Annotated in this window: 11 protein-coding genes; 4 read left to right on the forward strand and 7 right to left on the reverse strand. The window is 72.0% G+C overall.

Annotated features, from left to right (window positions below; all coding sequences use genetic code 11):
- Positions 1–295: 295 nt before the first annotated feature.
- The 5 genes from FHS34_RS33505 to uvrC form a co-directional block, all read right to left on the reverse strand.
- Positions 296–3,250 carry a M14 family metallopeptidase gene (locus FHS34_RS33505; RefSeq protein ID WP_184972518.1) on the reverse strand — a complete coding sequence of 985 codons (2,955 nt, stop codon included), beginning with the start codon at positions 3,248–3,250 and terminating at the stop codon, positions 296–298.
- Between the two features lie 152 nt (positions 3,251–3,402).
- On the reverse strand, positions 3,403–4,392 hold the full coding sequence (gene whiA, locus FHS34_RS33510) for a DNA-binding protein WhiA (RefSeq protein WP_184972520.1): 990 nt from the start codon (positions 4,390–4,392) through the stop codon (positions 3,403–3,405).
- Positions 4,383–5,450 carry a gluconeogenesis factor YvcK family protein gene (locus tag FHS34_RS33515; RefSeq protein ID WP_184972522.1) on the reverse strand — a complete coding sequence of 356 codons (1,068 nt, stop codon included), beginning with the start codon at positions 5,448–5,450 and terminating at the stop codon, positions 4,383–4,385. The genes whiA and FHS34_RS33515 overlap by 10 nt, the downstream gene beginning before the upstream one ends.
- Positions 5,447–6,469, reverse strand: coding sequence for an RNase adapter RapZ (rapZ, locus tag FHS34_RS33520; RefSeq protein WP_184972524.1), 1,023 nt, complete (start codon positions 6,467–6,469; stop codon positions 5,447–5,449). The genes FHS34_RS33515 and rapZ overlap by 4 nt, the downstream gene beginning before the upstream one ends.
- Positions 6,466–8,709, reverse strand: a complete 2,244-nt coding sequence (gene uvrC, locus FHS34_RS33525; protein WP_184972526.1) for an excinuclease ABC subunit UvrC — start codon at positions 8,707–8,709, stop codon at positions 6,466–6,468. The genes rapZ and uvrC overlap by 4 nt, the downstream gene beginning before the upstream one ends.
- Before the next feature lie 632 nt (positions 8,710–9,341).
- Here uvrC and FHS34_RS33530 point away from each other — a divergent pair.
- Complete coding sequence (locus tag FHS34_RS33530) at positions 9,342–10,289, forward strand: hypothetical protein (protein ID WP_184972528.1); 948 nt, start codon at positions 9,342–9,344, stop codon at positions 10,287–10,289.
- Between the two features lie 67 nt (positions 10,290–10,356).
- On the opposite strand, the gene FHS34_RS33535 is transcribed toward FHS34_RS33530, so the two are convergent.
- Positions 10,357–10,779, reverse strand: a complete 423-nt coding sequence (locus tag FHS34_RS33535; RefSeq protein WP_184972530.1) for a Rieske (2Fe-2S) protein — start codon at positions 10,777–10,779, stop codon at positions 10,357–10,359.
- Between the two features lie 681 nt (positions 10,780–11,460).
- Here FHS34_RS33535 and FHS34_RS33540 point away from each other — a divergent pair.
- Positions 11,461–12,678: a LacI family DNA-binding transcriptional regulator gene (locus FHS34_RS33540; protein ID WP_184972532.1), complete on the forward strand. Its 1,218-nt coding sequence runs from the start codon at positions 11,461–11,463 to the stop codon at positions 12,676–12,678.
- Complete coding sequence (locus FHS34_RS33545) at positions 12,675–13,595, forward strand: carbohydrate kinase family protein (protein WP_184972534.1); 921 nt, start codon at positions 12,675–12,677, stop codon at positions 13,593–13,595. The genes FHS34_RS33540 and FHS34_RS33545 overlap by 4 nt, the downstream gene beginning before the upstream one ends.
- A 283-nt stretch (positions 13,596–13,878) precedes the next feature.
- Here FHS34_RS33545 and uvrA read toward each other — a convergent pair whose 3' ends face one another.
- On the reverse strand, positions 13,879–16,905 hold the full coding sequence (gene uvrA / locus FHS34_RS33550) for an excinuclease ABC subunit UvrA (RefSeq protein ID WP_184972536.1): 3,027 nt from the start codon (positions 16,903–16,905) through the stop codon (positions 13,879–13,881).
- 224 nt (positions 16,906–17,129) lie between these two features.
- On the opposite strand from uvrA, the gene FHS34_RS33555 reads away from it, so the two are divergent.
- The gene (locus tag FHS34_RS33555) at positions 17,130–17,816 is read left to right on the forward strand and encodes a maleylpyruvate isomerase family mycothiol-dependent enzyme (RefSeq protein WP_184972538.1); all 687 of its coding nucleotides are present in this window, start codon (positions 17,130–17,132) and stop codon (positions 17,814–17,816) included.
- Positions 17,817–17,851 lie beyond the last annotated feature (35 nt).

Here is a 17,851-nt window from a genome sequence, read left to right on the forward strand (position 1 = left end):
CCGATCTCCTCGTTGGTACGCCGGCCATGCGGTGCCGGCGAGCTCTGTTTGGGATGTCCCCGACCACCACCGACCCTACCTCTCTGAGGGCCCCTGAGTGACATCGAGATGCCGCATACACGGGCAGGCAGTCCGTACCCGTCAGTAGGGGTACGGACCACCTCGGATCGGCAGTGGATTCGTCCGCATTTATTGCGGAATGCCGGGCACTCTTGGCGCCTTTTTCACTCGTTCGTGAGCGGGTCGGCTCACTTGATGGGTACCCCGTTCGCGCACCGTTGATAGGGGGTTCCGCTCACCTGTCGAGTGCGTCGAACGCCTTCCTCAGCAGGGCCGCCCGATCGGCCGCCGACGGCACCTGTTCGAGGCCGAAACCGAGCAGCACGGTGTCGTCCGTCGCGACGGCTCCGTAGGTGTTGAACAGGGTCCCGGTCCGCGTCCAGTCCTTCAGTACCGCCGGGCTGCCCTCGGGCGGTCCGGCCGCCTTCCAGGCGCCCAGCGACGACTCGAAGCCCTCGGTCTCCTTCGCCGTGCCGCCGACGACCAGTGAGGCGTCGTCGGCGAGGACGCCGTGTCCGCCGCTGCCGGGGTCGGTGATGTAGCTGATCGAGATCTCGACGGACTTCCCGGCGTACGCGCTCAGGTCGAAGCCGACCTGCCGCCAGCCGCCGGAGCTGCCGGTGAGGCTGTTCCAGGCACCGGTGGTGCCGGTCGCGGCGCAGGAGTTGCCGGTGAGCGTCAGATAGTGCTTCAGCCAGGGGTGCTCACCGATCAGGAACCCGGCCCCGCAATCGGCCGGCACGTCCGTCTTCGTGGCCCCTCCGGCCTCCGGCAGCGTGGTCCAGTCGTCGGCGCCCACGATGTGCGCCTCGACCACCGCGTGGTCGTAGCCGGGCTCGGTGTCCCACAGCAGCCGGGTGCTCAGGGCCGGCCTGTCGGCCGCGGTGACACCGGTGAGGTCGATGGTGCGGGTGAGGCGCTTGTAGGCGTCGTCGGTGTGCACGGCGGCGGCCATGGAGGTGCCGGTGTACGGCCCGTACGGGTTGACGGTTCCGGCGAACGCGCCCGCGCCCGCACTCCTGAACTGCGGGTAGGTGGTGGCCGGCAGCTCGTCGGAGGTGACGCCGTAGGTGCCGGCCTTGTCGAGCGGGTTGCCGGGGGCGTCGCCGAGGGCGCCGGTGACGCCGTCGAGCGCGCCGGAGCCGGTGAAGCCCGTGGCCCCCTTGGTCGAGGTACGGCTGTAGGCACCCAGGTAGTACTGGCTGAAGTCGTCCGACAGGGTGCCGTCGCCGAGGTCGACGCTGCCGCCGGCCAGCTCACCGGCCTCGATCAGCCGGCCGCCCTGGTTGAGGTGGGCGCGCAGCTGGAGCTGGGTGGGGTTGGCGGGGCCCTTCGTGCCCGAGTAGTGCACGACCGTCCGGAAGTGCCCCAGCACACCGAGCGCGTCCGGCACGCCCTGGGTGGCCACGTTCCACACGATCGCCCGGTGGCCGGCCGCCTTCAGCGCGTCCACGTACGTCCGTGCCTGCGCGGCGGCCGTGCCCTCCTCGGCGACCACGAGGGTGTCGGCCTTCGGCCGCTTGGCGACGGTGTAGGTGAAGTGGGAGCTGGAGACCTTCTTGCCGGCCCTGGTCTCGCCGGTGAACCACACCTCGACCTTGTCGCCCGGCCGGCCGTCCCGCACCTTTGCGCGGTACTCGTCGAAGTAGAGGTTGTCGTCGCCGCCGTAGGTCTGTCCGCCCCTCCAGCGCTTCAGCGCCTGGTCGAGCGTACGGCCGCCGTTGACGCGGTACTTCAGCTCCTTGTCCCGGACCGCCTTGCGGACGACGACGGAGACCTCCTGGCCGGCGCCGCGGGAGTACGACGTGGTGAACGCGGCCGGGGTGAAGTCGGCCGCGGCCAGCCCGACCGAGGAGGCCGGCTTGTCGGGATGCGCGGCGGTCTCGGCGACGGAGAGCGCGAACGGGACGTTCTTCTCGAACTCCTGCTGGATCAGCTTCTCGTCGTCGGGGAAGTTGAAGACCGACCGGCAGTCCTCGGGCTTCCAGGCGTCGTCCGGATCGACGTTCGAAGCGGTCTGGCAGGTCGACATCTCGGGGGTGAACATCGCCAGGCCGTTGACGTTCGACGCGTGCCCGTCCGCCTCGCCGTTGGTGGTGTACAGCTCCGAGGAGAGCTGCGAACGGTAGCCGGGGATGGCGGGGTTGTCCGGCGTGCCGGCGAGTGCCTTGTAGAGCACGTCGTCCGGGGTCGGGGTGGCCACCTGCCAGCCGACGCCGTAGAGGAGGAGTTCGGCGGCGGAGTGGTAGTTGATCGCGTACCTGAACCCGATCCGCTTCTCGAAGCCGTCCATGGCCCGGGTCTCGGGCTCGGACTCGGGGCCGGCGCCGCGGTAGGTCTGGCTGGTGGGGTTGGGGGACGAACCCTCGTCGTCGTAGCCCCACTTGTAGGCGAAGTTGCGGTTGAGGTCGACGCCGTCGCCCGTGCTGATGACACCGTCGCCGTTGACGTCCCGCAGGTTCTTGCGCCACAGGCGGTTGGCGGGGGCCTGGAAGGTGTAGTCGTAGCCGTCGGGGTTGGCCGAGAGGACGAACCACAGCTCGGTCGAGTCGACGAGCTTCTTGATGCGCCTGTCGGTCTTGTAGTGGTCGAGGTAGTAGTGCATCAGTCGCCGGGTCATCTCCGGCGTGATCCACTCCCGCGCGTGCTGGTTGGACATGTAGAGCACGGAGGGCCTGGAGCCGTCCTTCGTTTTCCTCGCGTTCCCGGTCAGCTTGAGCGCGAGGATGTCCTGGCCCTTGACGGTCCTGCCGATGGACTCGACCTTGGTGAGGCCGGGGTTGGCCCGGGCGGTGCGGAGGATCTCCTCCTTCAGCCCGCCGCTGCCGCTGTACGGGCGGAACACGCCCTGGGCGGCGTCCTCGACCCGGGCCCGCGCGCTGGCCGAGAGGGTGCGCTCGGTGAGCGCGACGCCCTGCTTGCGGAGCTGCGCCGCCTGCTTGTCGGTGAGGTAGACCTCCACCGCGGCCTTGCCGCCCCCGGCCAGCCGCTCACCGAGTTCGTGGCCGTCCTGGCCGGCCTTGAGCAGCAGGGGAACCTGCTGCGGGGTGACTTCGGCGTGGAAGACCTTGACCTCGTCCGGGTCGGACGCGGTCCGGCCCGCGCTCTGTGCCTGGGCTGTGGGCGCGAGGCTCGCTCCGCCGATCAGGAGCGCGCCGACAGCGAGGATCGTTCTCGCTCTGTGTCTCATGAACCCCCCTGGAGGTGGTCCGCCACAGCGGCGAACAGGCTGCCAGGCTCATGTCACACGATGATCGAGTCAAGAGCGCCGCACGGACACGCAGACGCCGGTGCCGACCACCCGAATGGGGGTCGGCACCGGCGAGTTGACGGTCCGTCCGGTCAGCCGGCCAGGTTCTCCGCCAGCTCCTCGGAGAGGTTCGCCTCCGTGCCCGGGATGCCCAGATCGGCGGCGCGCTTGTCCGCCATCGCCAGCAGACGGCGGATCCGGCCGGCGACCGCGTCCTTCGTCAGCGGCGGGTCGGCGAGCGCGCCCAGCTCCTCCAGGGACGCCTGCTTGTGCTCCATGCGCAGCCGGCCGGCGGCGGCGAGGTGCTCGGGAACCTCGTCGCCCAGGATCTCCAGGGCCCGCTGGACGCGGGCGCCGGCGGCCACGGCGGCGCGGGCCGAACGGCGCAGGTTGGCGTCGTCGAAGTTGGCGAGCCGGTTGGCCGTGGCCCGCACCTCGCGGCGCATCCGGCGCTCCTCCCAGGCCAGCACGGACTCGTGCGCGCCCAGCCGGGTGAGCAGCGCGCCGATCGCGTCGCCGTCCCGGACGACCACCCGGTCCACGCCGCGCACCTCGCGGGCCTTCGCGGCGATCGACAGTCTGCGGGCCGCACCGACCAGCGCGAGCGCCGCCTCCGGGCCCGGGCAGGTCACCTCCAGGGAGGAGGAACGGCCGGGCTCGGTCAGCGAGCCGTGCGCCAGGAAGGCCCCGCGCCAGGCGGCCTCCGCGTCACAGGTGGCCCCGGAGACCACCTGCGGGGGCAGGCCGCGGATCGGCCGTCCCCGGCCGTCCACCAGGCCGGTCTGCCGGGCCAGCTGATCGCCACCGGCGACGACCCGCACGACGTACCGCGAGCCGCGGCGCAGCCCGCCCGGCGCCATCACGATCAGCTCGGAGCTGTGGCCGAAGATCTCCAGGATGTCCCGCTTGAGCCGGCGGGCCGCCATCGCGGTGTCCAGCTCCGCCTCGATCACGATGCGCCCGCTCACCAGGTGGAGGCCGCCGGCGAACCGCAGAATGGCGGAAACCTCCGCCTTCCTGCAGCAGGTCCGGGTGACGGGGAGCCGGGAGATCTCGTCCTTCACCGCTGCCGTCATCGCCATGGGCCGATCCTTCCATGCATCCGAAAAATACGGTCGTACGCGGCGGCCAACAGCTCCGGATCGTGCCGGGGTGATCCGTCGGTCCGGGCCACGGGCGCCAGCTCGACCGCGGCTCCCAGCCGCTTGGCGGCTTCGGTGAGCGAGTCACGGTCGGGCACGGCGGCCTCGTCGGCCAGCACCACGTCCAGGGCGAGTTTAGGGGCGTGTCGCCCCAAAACCTCCAAATGACGCTGCGGGGAGAACCCCTCGGTTTCTCCCGGCTGCGGAGCCAGGTTCAAGGAGAGCACACGGCGTGCCTTGGTCTCCGTGAGAGCGTCCAGCAGCTCGGGGACGAGCAGGTGCGGGATGACCGAGGAGAACCAGGAGCCGGGACCGAGCACCACCCAGTCCGCGTCCAGGACCGCGGCCACCGCTTCGGGGACGGCGGGCGGGTCGTTGGGCACGAGATGCACCGACTGCACCTCGCCGGGGGTCAGGGCGACGGTCGCCTGTCCGCGCACCGTGTCCACGTCGTCCGGACGCTCCGGGTCATGCCCCTTGACCAGGGCCTGCAGCTCCAGCGGCACGGCGGACATGGGCAGCACGCGGCCGTGCGCGCCGAGCAGCTTGCCGACCAGGTCGAGCGCCTGCACATGGTCGCCGAGCTGCTCCCACAGCGCGACGATCAGGAGGTTGCCGACCGCGTGCTCGTGCAGTTCGCCCTGGGACTGGAAGCGGTGCTGGATGACCCGGGCCCAGGTCTGGCCCCAGTCGTCGTCGCCGCACAGCGCGGCCAGCGCCTTGCGCAGGTCGCCGGGGGGCAGCACGCCCAGCTCGTCCCGGAGCCGGCCGCTGGAACCTCCGTCGTCGGCCACGGTGACGACGGCGGTGAGATCGCCGGTGATCCGGCGCAGCGCGGCGAGCGACGCGGACAGGCCCATGCCGCCGCCGAGCGCGACCACCTTGGGCTGGGTGCCACGCCGGCGGGGCCGGCCCCCGCGGGCCTCGACCGGGCGGCCGGCACGCGTGTCCGGCACCATCCGGCGCAGCCTGCCCAGCCGCGGTGTACGTTCCGTCATTCCCGTCCCATGTCCCGGTGCACGACCACCGTCTCCACGCCCTCGGCCGCGAGGCGCGCGGCGAGCTTCTCCGACATCGCGACCGAGCGGTGCTTGCCGCCGGTACAGCCGATCGCGATGGTCACGTACCGCTTGCCCTCGCGCCGATAGCCGGCCGCGATCAGCCGGAGGAGTTCGGCGTACCGGTCGAGGAAGTCCTTCGCGCCGGGCTGGTTGAAGACGTAGGAGGCGACCTCCTCGTTGAGGCCGGTGTACGGGCGCAGCTCCGGGACCCAGTGCGGGTTGGGCAGGAACCGCATGTCCGCGACCAGATCGGCGTCGACCGGGAGGCCGTACTTGAAGCCGAAGGACATCACGGTGGCCCGCAGCTCGGGCTCCTCCTCGCCGGCGAACTGGGCGTCCATCTTGGCGCGCAGCTCGTGCACGTTGAGGCTGGAGGTGTCGATCACCAGGTCGGCGTCGCCACGCAGCTCGCGCAGCAGCTCGCGCTCGGCGGCGATGCCGTCGACGATGCGCCCGTCCCCCTGGAGCGGGTGCGGGCGGCGCACCGACTCGAAGCGGCGCACCAGGGCCTCGTCGGAGGACTCCAGGAAGACGATCCGCCGGGTGACGCCCCGGGTGTCCAGGTCGGCGAGGGACTCGCGCAGGTTGTCGAAGAAGCGCCGGCCGCGGACGTCCACGACGACCGCGATCCGTGCCACGTTGCCCTGCGAGCGGGCGCCCAGCTCGACCATGGTGGGGATGAGGGCGGGCGGGAGGTTGTCCACGACGAACCAGCCGAGGTCCTCCAGACACTTCGCGGCCGTGGACCGCCCTGCTCCGGACATGCCGGAGATGATCACCAGCTCGGGGATGGCCGCCTCGGGGACCCCGGCTGTCTCGCTGCCCGTACTCACCTGTGCTCCGTTGTCCTGGCCCGTGTCCCGGCCGGCCTCGGTGTCGTGTCGGGCGACCTCGTCGCCCGTGTCGCCGTGTTCCTGATCTCGCTGTGCTGTGACGTGTTCGTCGTGCTCGGTCATGTCTCCTGCCCCCGTCGTTCGTCCGGGGCGCCCGCGGTCACGGGCTCCCCCGAGGAACCGCCCGTCGTATCGGGTTCCTCGTCCTCAATGATCTCTCCGGTCGCCGTGTTCACGGCCGGGGCGGCCGGTGCCGCCTGGGCGAGGGCCACGGCGATGGTCTCGGCCGTCTTGCGGCCTATCCCGGGCACTTCCTGGATCTGCTCGATTGTGGCGGACCGCAGCTTCTTCACCGAGCCGAAATGCTTGATGAGCGCCTGTTTGCGGGTCTCGCCGAGGCCGGGGACGTCGTCCAGCGGGCCCGCGCGGAAGCGCTTGGCGCGCTTCGTGCGCTGGTAGGTGATCGCGAAGCGGTGGGCCTCGTCGCGGACGCGCTGGAGCAGGTAGAGGCCCTCGCTGGTGCGGGGCAGGACCACCGGGTCGTCCTCGGTGGGGACCCAGACCTCCTCCAGGCGCTTGGCGAGGCCGCACACGGCGATGTCGTCGATGCCCAGCTCGTCCAGCGCGCGCCGGGCCGCCGCGACCTGCGGCCGGCCGCCGTCGACGACCACCAGCTGGGGCGGGTAGGCGAACTTCTTGGGGCGGCCGTCGTCGTCCTTGAGGGAGTCGGTGATCACGTCCGTGCCGGTGATCACGTCCGTGCCGGTGAGCATGTCCGCGTCCGTGAGTGCGTCCGTGCCGGGGAGTGCGTCCGCGCCGGGGAGCGTGCCGTCGCCGTCGGCGAGGGCCGCCTCGGCGCCCGTGCCGGTGCCGGTGCCGGCGCCGGTGCCGGTGCCGGTGCCGTCAGGGCCGTCGGGCAGAGCACCCCCGGTGCCGGAACCGTCGGTCCACTCCCCCGTCCGCTCCTTCTCGGCGAGGTAGCGCCTGAAGCGGCGGGTGATCACCTCGTGCATGGAGCGAACGTCGTCCTGGCCGGCGAAGCCCTTGATCTGGAAGCGGCGGTACTCGCTCTTGCGCTGCAGGCCGTCCTCGAAGACGACCATGGAGGCCACCACGTCGTCGCCCTGGAGATGCGAGATGTCGTAGCACTCGATCCGCAGCGGGGCGCTGTCCAGGTCGAGGGCGTCGGCGATCTCCTCCAGCGCGCGGGAGCGCGTGGTCAGGTCGGAGGCGCGCTTGGTCTTGTGCAGCGCGAGGGCCTGCTGGGCGTTGCGCTGCACGGTCTCCATCAGCGCCTTCTTGTCGCCGCGCTGCGGTATGCGCAGCGAGACGTTCGACCCGCGGCGGCCGGTCAGCCAGTCCTGGACCGGCTCGACCGGGTCGGGGAGGGCCGGGACCAGCACCTCCTTGGGGACGGCGTCCCCGCTCTCCTCGCCGTACAGCTGCTGCAGGGCGTGCTCGACCAGGGCGCCGGTGGTGACCTCCTCGACCTTGTCGGTCACCCAGCCGCGCTGGCCGCGGACCCGGCCGCCACGCACGTGGAAGATCTGGACGGCCGCCTCCAGCTCGTCCTCCGCGACGGCGATGAGGTCGGCGTCGGTCGCGTCGGCGAGGACGACCGCGTTCTTCTCCATGGCCTTCTTCAGGGCCCCGATGTCGTCGCGCAGGCGGGCGGCCCGCTCGTACTCCATCTCCTCGGCCGCCTCCGCCATCTGCTTCTCCAGACGGCGGAGGTAGGTGCCGGTGCGGCCGGCCATGAAGTCGCAGAACTCCTCGGCCAGATCCAGGTGGTCCTCGGGTGTGATCCGGCCGACGCAGGGCGCGGAGCACTTGCCGATGTAGCCCAGCAGGCAGGGGCGGCCGGTACGGGCGGCGTTCTTGAAGACGCCGGCCGAGCAGGTGCGCACGGGGAACACGCGCAGGAGCAGGTCGACGGTGTCCCTGATGGCCCACGCGTGCGCGTACGGCCCGAAGTAACGCACGCCCTTCTTCTTGTGACCGCGCATCACCTGCACGCGCGGGAACTGCTCGTTCATCGTGACCGCGAGGTAGGGGTAGCTCTTGTCGTCGCGGTACTTGACGTTGAACCGGGGGTCGTACTCCTTGATCCAGGAGTACTCCAGCTGGAGTGCCTCGACCTCGGTGGACACCACCGTCCACTCCACGGACGCGGCGGTGGTGACCATCGTCCGGGTGCGCGGGTGCAGGTTCGCCAGGTCCTGGAAGTAGTTCGCCAGGCGCTGGCGCAGGCTCTTCGCCTTTCCGACGTAGATCACCCGGCGGTGCTCGTCACGGAACCTGTACACCCCCGGGGAGTCCGGGATCTCACCCGGCCTGGGGCGGTAGCTGGAGGGGTCGGCCATGTCTCACACCCTACTGGCGAGCACCGACACCGTGCCGGGCCTGTGGACAACGCCCGTGCCGGACGGCGGGCCACCGGGGACCGGCGGTGCGTTTCCCGCCGGCTCGGGCGTGCGCCGCCTCCGGTCTGCCGGTACCCGCCCTCCCCGGGCCTCCTCCGACCCGCGCCTCCTCCGGGCCTGGCGACACCCGCCTCCCCGGGCCCGCCGGCACGCGCCTCCCCCGGATCCGCCGGCACGCGCCTCCATGGGTCCGCGGCACGCGTATGCCCGGACCGCCGTCCGGGGTGCCCCGGAACGTCCGGCGGTCGGGTTCCGGCCATGCCGGGGCCGCACCGTCCGCCGCCGGCCCTGCCGGTGCGGCCCGGAAGGAGGCCCGCGGGAGCCCTCGCCGCCCCCGTCCGCCGTCCGCCGAACGGCTGGGTCCGGCCAGTCGCCCGGAACGGCCCGGTCCGAGGTGTTGTCGCGTTCTGGTCAACACGCTTCAATGCGGGGGAACTCGGGGCCGTGCACACATGTGTACGGGCGCGGCGTGCCCGGCCACGGGCATCGGCGGCGCCCACGGGGGCGGCCCAGCACACCCGCACAGGCGGTCTGACCAGCCGTAGCGACACCTCACAGAAAGGCCTCCCGGCATGCGGCATGCCACAGAGCACGCGGATGTCCCCACCGCGGAACTGGACACGGCCCTGCGGGGCGGCCCCTTCCACGTGGCGCTGCGCGCCGCGATCGCCGCCCGCGGACTGCCGCTCCAACGCGTGCAGCACCATCTGTCGCGCCATGGGGTCAAGGTGGGTGTCACCAGCCTCAGTTACTGGCAGCAGGGGGCCCGCCGCCCGCAGCGCCCGGAGTCGCTGCGGGCCGTACGGGCGCTGGAGGAGATCCTCCAGCTGCCGGAAGAGTCGCTGATCCGGCTGCTCGCCGAGGCCGACGAGCGGGCGACCGCCGACCGCCCGGCGGGCCGCTCCTACCGCTCCCTGATCGAGGCCTCGGACGTCCTGGACCGGCTCACCGCCGGCCTCGACTGGTCCCTGGACGGCGGACTGCAAACCCTGGGTCACCACGAGTGCGTCCGGATCGGCGCCGGGCGCGAACTGGCGAGCCGCGAGGCCCACCACATCGTGCGGGCCCACCGCGACGGCGTCGACCGCTTCGTCGCCGTCCACCACGGCGACCCGGGCTGCGACCCGCGCCGCATCGCCGTGCACGCCCTGGAGAACTGCCGCACCGGCCGCCTCCGCTGGGACCGGGACACCGGCGTCCTGGTGGCCGAGCTGCTCTTCGGCACCCGGCTGCGTTCCGGCGACACCTTCCTCTTCCGGTACGTCGTCGAGGACGGCACCGCGGGACCGTCCCGCGAGTATCTCCACCGGTTCGGCCACCCCGGCGGCCAGTACGCGCTGCAGGTGCGTTTCGACCCGGCCGCGCTGCCGGTGCGCTGTCACCGCTTCGCCCAGCACTCGGCGGCGGCCCCGCGCAGCGGCCGACAGGAACTGTCCGTGACCGGCCCCCACCACTGCGCCCATGTGGTCGAGCCGCGGATCCGGCCGGGCGTCGTGGGGATCGCCTGGGACTGGGAGTGAGCGGAACGCCGTAGCCGACCCGCCCGGCCGCGGTTCCCCAACCCCGCGGCACCCCCCAGCTCTCCGGTCAGTCCGCCGGGCCGGCGATGATCTTGCCGTTCGCGGCCTTCACCGACAGCTCGGTCAGCGGCTCGGTGGCCGGCGCCTGGACCACCTCGCCCGTCATGGCGTCGAACTCGCTGCCGTGGCAGGGACAGATCAAGGTCGTCCCCTGCAGCTTGTTGATCGGGCACCGCGCGTGCGTGCAGATCGTGCTGTACGCCTTCAGCGTGCCGTCCTTGTCACGGCTGACCACCACGTTGTGATCCCGGTAGAGCTTCGCCCCGCCCTTCGCGACCTCGGTCTCCTGGCCGAGGTCGACGGGCGCGGTCGGAGCGGTCGAGGCCGCACCGTCCGGGGCCGAGCACGCGGCCAGGCCCAGCCCCGCGACCGGGGCAGCGGCGGCCCCTCGGAGGACGGTACGGCGGCTCGCGGAGGGGCGGGTGGGCATCTGGGACTCCACTGGTCAAGGGGTGTGCAGAGCGACGATACCGGGACAGGGAAACCGGCCCCGGGGCGGGGCGGAGGGGGCGGCGGACAGCGGCGGCGAGGGGGCGGCGCAGGGGGGCCTGGCGGAGGGGCGGGCGACGTTAGAAGGGCCTGGCGGAGGGGCGCGCGCGTGGGTGGGACGGACAGGACGCGGGACGGTCAGGGGGGCGGGCGGGGCAGAGAGGGAGGGGCGGGGTAGGGCAGGCCAGGGCGGGGCGGGCACCGAGGGCCGTGTGAGGCTGGCCGCGCGGCATCCGGGCGGTGCCCTGCTCGCGTCGGAGCCCGGACCGGGTGGCGTTGGGGATGGGACCGGATGGCGTCCGGGCGGGGTGCGGCGGTGCCGGGGGCGCGGTCTGTCGGAGGCGTTGTATGGAGGTGAGCGGGAGCCGAAGGTGCGGCACGTGCCGACGTAAACGTTTGCGCAAGCGTTTACGCGGGGCTGGGCCATGGGATAACGTCCCGGCCGGAAGGCGGCCGGCGCGCGGACCGGTCGCCCGGGCAGGGGTGCCCGGCCGAGTCGGTCGGACCGGCCACGCGACAAGTTCTGCGCGCCGTCGGCCCGCCGACTCAAGGAGGGCCCGTCCGCTCAGGGCGTCCCCCGTCGGCTCGTGGGTCGACCCCTCGGCTCAGCGAAGGGAGCACGATGGCCACCATGACGGATGTCGCCCGGCGTGCCGGAGTCTCCGTGGCGACCGTTTCCCACGTCCTCAACGGCACCCGCCCGGTACTCCCCCACACCCGCCAGGCCGTGCTCGACGCCGTCGAGGCCCTCGGCTACACCCCCAACACCCTGGCCCGCTCGCTGGTGACCTCGCGCACCCGCTCCATCGGCCTCGCGGTGTCGGCCATCAGCAACCCGTACTTCACGGAGATCCTGCAGGGCGTCGAGGCCGCCGCCCTGGAAGCCGGCTACAGCCTTCTCATCGCCGATCCGCACGACGATCCCCGCCATGAGCGCAGGGTGGTGCAGCTCCTCCACGAACGCCGGGTGGACGGCATGATCGTCGCCCCGTCCGCGGAACCACGCGAACTGGTCGGCTACCTGCGCCGCCACGCGGTGCCGACGGTCTTCCTGGACCGGCTCGTCGACGCGCACATGGCCGAGCACGATCCGCCGGGCGGCGCGGGGACCGCTGTGTCTGCGGGGGCCGCTGTGTCTGCGGGGGCCGCTGCGTCTGCGGGGGCCGCTGCGTCTGACGGGGCCGCTGTGTCCCCCGCCGCGCCTGTGGCCCCGGATGCGCCTCGCTTCGACCAGGTCTGTGCCGAGAGCGCCGCCCCGACGGCCCTGCTCGTCACCCACCTCGCCGGCCTCGGGCACCGTCGGATCGGGCTGATCGCCGGCCAGTCCGGCCTCAGCACCACCGGTGAACGCGTCACCGGCTACCGAGAGGGCCTCGCCGCCGCCGGCCTGGAGTACGACGCCCGTCTGCTCGTCTCCGGCAACTCCGAGTCGGACGGCGCCGAGCGGGCCACGGCCGCCCTGCTCGGCCTGCCCGATCCGCCCACGGCACTCGTGACCGCCAACAACGCGATGACCATCGGCGCCCTGCGGGCGCTGCGCCGGCACGGCCGGTCCGTACCGGACGACCTCGCCCTGTGCTGCTTCGACGACTTCGCCTGGGCCGACCTGTTCTCGCCCCGGCTGACCGCCATCGCCCAGCCCAGCCGGGAGCTGGGCGCCCAGGCCGTCCGGGTGCTCCTGGACCGGCTGGCGGAGCCGCACCGGCCGGCCCGGACGGTCCGGCTGCCGTGCGCGTTCGTCCACCGGACGTCCTGCGGCTGCCCGGAGGAGCCGGGCCGCACCGACGCGGCCGGGCGCACCGCATCATCCACGCTGACCGAGAAGGGAACCGCCTCGTGATCGTCGTCGCCGGTGAGGCACTGATCGACCTGGTACCGCACGGCCCCGGTGCCCTCGCGGACCTGAAGCCGGCGCTCGGCGGCGGCCCGTACAACACCGCCGTGGCCCTCGGCAGGCTCGGCTCCCCCACCGCCTTCTGCTCCCGGACATCGGACGACGCCTTCGGTGAGGCCCTGCTCGCCGGGCTGCGGCGGGCCGGGGTCGACGTGTCCGGCGTGCAGCGGGGACCGGAGCCGACGACTCTCGCCGTGGCCACGGTCGACGCCGCCGGCTCGGCCGCCTACTCGTTCTATGTCGACGGCACCGCCGACCGCCTGTTCACGGTGCCCGACGCGCTCCCCGCCGGTGCGCGCGCGGTGTCCTTCGGTACGTGCTCGCTCGTGCTGGAACCGGGGGCGAGCGCCTACGAGGAGCTGATGCGTACCGCTGCCGGGCAGGGGCTGTTCACCGCGCTCGATCCCAATGTCCGGGCGGGGCTGATCCCGGACGCGGACGCCTATCGGGAGCGTTTCAAGGGCTGGCTGCCTTCGGTGACGCTGCTGAAGCTGTCGGCGGAGGACGCGGCGTGGCTCGGCGGCACCCCGCGCGAGTGGCTGGCCGCGGGACCGGCGGCCGTGGTGGTCACGCGGGGCGGCGACGGTCTGACCGTGTTCACACGGGACGGCGGGGAGCACTCCGTGCCGGGTGAGAAGGTCGATGTCGTGGACACCATCGGCGCCGGTGACACGGTGAACGCGGCCCTGCTGCACGGGCTGGCCGCACGGGACGCGCTGTCCGGGGAAGCGCTCGCAGCCCTCGGGACGGAGGGCTGGACGCGGCTGCTGCGCTTCGCGGCACGAGCGGCGGCGATCACCTGCTCGCGGGCCGGGGCCGAGCCGCCGTACGCGGCGGAGCTGGGTGAGCCGGCGGGGCTGTGAGCGGTCTGTCTTCCCTGTGCTGTTGACAAGGTACGGCCGGGCCTGCGGTGTGCGGGACCTGTCGGACCGCCGGACCTGATCGGCTGATACTGGAACGAGCGGCGCCCCGCGGGGAGTTCCCGCGGGGCGCCGAATTTTTGATGCGATGTCAGGCGGAGAACGGCGGATGTCCTGACCGATCTCCGAGCCGACCGACCCGACAGACCGTGCGCCGACCGGATCAGGCCGTGCGCCGACCGTCCCTGGTCGCGCGCCGGCCATCTCCGGGCGGGCGCCGGCCGTCTCAGGCCGTGCGGGTCCGCGTGGTCTTCTTCGCGGGCGTCGCCTTCTTGGTGGCCGCGGCGGCCTTCTTGGTCGCGGTGCTGTTGGCCTTGGCCGTCACCGTCCTCTTCGTCGGGGACTTGGCCGCGGCCGTCTTCCGGGTGGTGCCGCCACGCCGCGCCTGCACCGGCTCGGCGTCGCTGATGCGGTCGGCGCCGAGGATCTCCCTCAGGAACTTGCCGGTGTGGCTCGCCGGGACCCCGGCGACCTCCTCCGGCGAGCCCTCGGCGACCACCAGGCCACCGCCGGCGCCGCCCTCCGGCCCCATGTCGACGAGCCAGTCGGCGGTCTTGATCACGTCGAGGTTGTGCTCGATGACGATGACCGTGTTGCCCTTGTCGACCAGTCCGCCGAGCACCGTGAGCAGCTTGCTGATGTCCTCGAAGTGCAGACCGGTGGTCGGCTCGTCCAGGACGTAGACCGTGCGTCCGGTGGACCGCTTCTGCAGTTCGCTGGCGAGCTTGACGCGCTGCGCCTCACCACCGGAGAGGGTGGTGGCGGACTGGCCGAGGCGGACGTAGCCGAGACCGACGTCGTTGAGCGTCCTCAGGTGCCGGGAGATCGCCGGGACCGCCTCGAAGAAGTGCATGGCCTCCTCGATCGGCATGTTCAGCACCTCGGCGATGGACTTGCCCTTGTAGTGGACCTCCAGGGTCTCCCGGTTGTACCGGGCGCCGTGGCAGACCTCGCACGGGACGTAGACGTCCGGAAGGAAGTTCATCTCGATCTTGATGGTGCCGTCGCCCGCGCAGTTCTCGCAGCGGCCGCCCTTGACGTTGAAGGAGAAGCGGCCGGGCAGGTAGCCGCGGACCTTCGCCTCGGTGGTCTCGGCGAACAGCTTGCGGATGTGGTCGAAGACACCGGTGTACGTCGCCGGGTTGGACCGCGGGGTGCGGCCGATCGGGGACTGGTCGACGTGCACGACCTTGTCGACGAGGTCGTCGCCGTCGACGCGCGTGTGCCGGCCGGGGACGCTCCGGGCGCCGTTCAGCTCGCGGGCCAGGTGCGTGTACAGGATGTCGTTGACCAGGGTCGACTTGCCGGAGCCGGAGACGCCGGTGACGGCCGTGAACACGCCCAGCGGGAAGGACACGTCGATGTCCTGCAGGTTGTTCTCGCGGGCGCCGTGCACGGTGAGCTGGCGGGACGGGTCGCGCGGGCGGCGTACGTCCGGGAGCGGGATCGACTTGCGCCCCGAGAGGTACGCGCCGGTCTGCGACTCGGCGTTGTCGAGCAGTTCCTTCACGGAGCCGCTGTGGACGACCTTGCCGCCGTGCTCGCCGGCGCCGGGGCCGATGTCCACGATCCAGTCGGCGACCTTGATCGTGTCCTCGTCGTGCTCCACGACGATGAGCGTGTTGCCCATGTCGCGCAGCCGAACCAGGGTCTCGATCAAACGGTGGTTGTCCCGCTGGTGCAGACCGATGGACGGCTCGTCCAGGACGTACAGGACGCCGACGAGACCGGAGCCGATCTGGGTGGCCAGGCGGATGCGCTGGGCCTCGCCGCCGGAGAGAGTGCCGGCCGCGCGGTTGAGCGAGAGGTAGTCCAGGCCGACGTCGACCAGGAAGCGCAGCCGCTCGTTGACCTCCTTCAGAACCCGCTCGGCGATCTTCTTGTCGCGGGCGTTCAGCTTCAGCTCGCCCAGGAAGTGAGCGCAGTCGCTGATCGACATCGAGGAGACCTCGGCGATGGACTTCTCCATGATCGTGACCGCGAGGACGATCGGCTTCAGACGCGTGCCCTCGCAGGAGGGGCAGGGCACCTCGCGCATGTAGCCCTCGAAGCGCTCACGGCTGGCGTCGCTCTCGGCCTCGCTGTGCCGGCGCTTGACGAAGGGCACCGCGCCTTCGAAGGGCGTGGTGTACACGCGCTCGCGGCCGTACCGGTTGCGGTAGCGGACCTCGATCTGGGTCTTGTGGCCGTGGAGCAGCGCCTTCTTGGCACGCTGCGGCAGCCCCGCGAAGGGGATGTCGGTGCGGAAGCCGAGCGCGTCCGCGAGGGCACCGATGAGACGGCCGAAGTAGTCCTTGGTGTGCCCGTGCGACCAGGGGTGGATGGCGCCCTCGTCCAGGGACTTGTCCGGGTCGGGGACGATCAGTTCCGGGTCGACCTCCATGCGCGTGCCGATGCCGGTGCACTCGGGGCAGGCGCCGAAGGGCGAGTTGAAGGAGAAGGAGCGGGGCTCCAGCTCTTCGAAGGACAGGTCGTCATACGGGCAGTAGAGGTGCTCCGAGTACATGCGCTCGCGCTCGGGGTCGTCCTCGGGGAGGTCCACGAAGTCGAGCACGACCATGCCGCCGGACAGGCCGAGCGCCGTCTCCACGGAGTCCGTGAGGCGTCGCTTGGCGGAGTCCTTCACCGTGAGGCGGTCCACGACCACCTCGATGGTGTGCTTCTCCTGCTTCTTCAGGGTCGGCGGCTCGGACAGCTGGACGGTCTGCCCGTCCACACGCGCACGGGAGTAGCCCTTGGTCTGCAGGTCGGCGAAGAGGTCGACGAACTCGCCCTTGCGCTCGCGCACCAGCGGGGACAGCACCTGGAAGCGGCTCCCCTCCGGCAGCTCCAGGACCTTGTCCACGATGGCCTGCGGCGACTGGCGCGAGATCGGGCGGCCGCACTCGGGACAGTGCGGCTTGCCGATGCGCGCGAAGAGCAGTCGCAGGTAGTCGTAGACCTCGGTGATGGTGCCGACCGTCGAGCGGGGGTTGCGGGAGGTCGACTTCTGGTCGATGGAGACCGCAGGGGAGAGACCCTCGATGAAGTCGACGTCGGGCTTGTCCATCTGGCCGAGGAACTGCCGGGCGTACGAGGAGAGCGACTCCACGTAACGGCGCTGGCCCTCCGCGAAGATCGTGTCGAAGGCCAGGGAGGACTTGCCCGACCCGGACAGGCCCGTGAAGACGATGAGCGAGTCACGAGGCAGGTCGAGCGAGACATTCTTCAGGTTGTGCTCGCGCGCGCCACGGACGATGAGACGGTCGGCCACGCCGGTCCGCACCTTTCTTGAGAGAAGTGACAGGGGCGGGGCCCCCGTCGTTCTTCAGACTAGGGGGAGCCACTGACAACGCCGGTCGGATTTCCCGGTTGCATAACAACCCCCGGCCATCCAGCATGCCCGACGCCACCTTCGACGATATAGCACGTGCATTCGATTCGAGGGCGGGGTTCATCACCTTCACCCGAAGGTGTGGCCGGGCTAGGGTCGGCGCCATGATTGATCACGCTCATGACCTGGCCTGTGTACGTGAAGCGACGGACCGGCTCCTCACCGCGGTCGCCGCACTGGACAACGCCTCGCTCGCCGAGCCGTCACGGCTTCCGGGCTGGAGCCGGGGGCACGTCCTCGCCCACCTCGCCCGGAACGCGGACGCGCTCGTGAACGTCCTCCAGGGCCGTCCCATGTACGCGAGCGCCGCGGCGCGGGACGCCGACATCGAGCGCGACGCCTCGCGGCCCCTGGCGGCGCAGGTGACCGACGTCCGGGAGACCGCGGACCGGTTCCGGGCGACCGGGGACGCCCCCGCGGACTGGACGCGCACGGTGGAGCTGCGCAACGGCGTCACCGACTCCGCGTCCCGGGTGCCCTTCCGCCGGTGGGTGGAGGTGGAGCTGCACCACGTCGACCTCGGGATCGGGTACGAGCTGGAGGATCTTCCGGCGGAGTTCCTGGAGCGGGAGACCGACTTCCTCACGCAGCGGTTCGCCGGACACCCCGACGTCCCGGCGACGCGCGTCACGGACGGCACACGCGCGTGGACCACCGGTCGCGAGGCCGACGCGCCCGAGGTCACCGTCACCGGCCGGCCGGCGGACCTGGTGGGCTGGCTCGCCGGGCGCCGCGACGGGACGGCTCTGGAGGTGCGCGGCGGGGAGCTGCCCAAGCTGCCGCCGCTGTAGGCGGCGACCGCCCACGGACGCGCCCGTGCGGCCCT

It is taken from the genome of Streptomyces echinatus (assembly GCF_014203595.1).
GTDB lineage: Bacteria > Actinomycetota > Actinomycetes > Streptomycetales > Streptomycetaceae > Streptomyces > Streptomyces echinatus.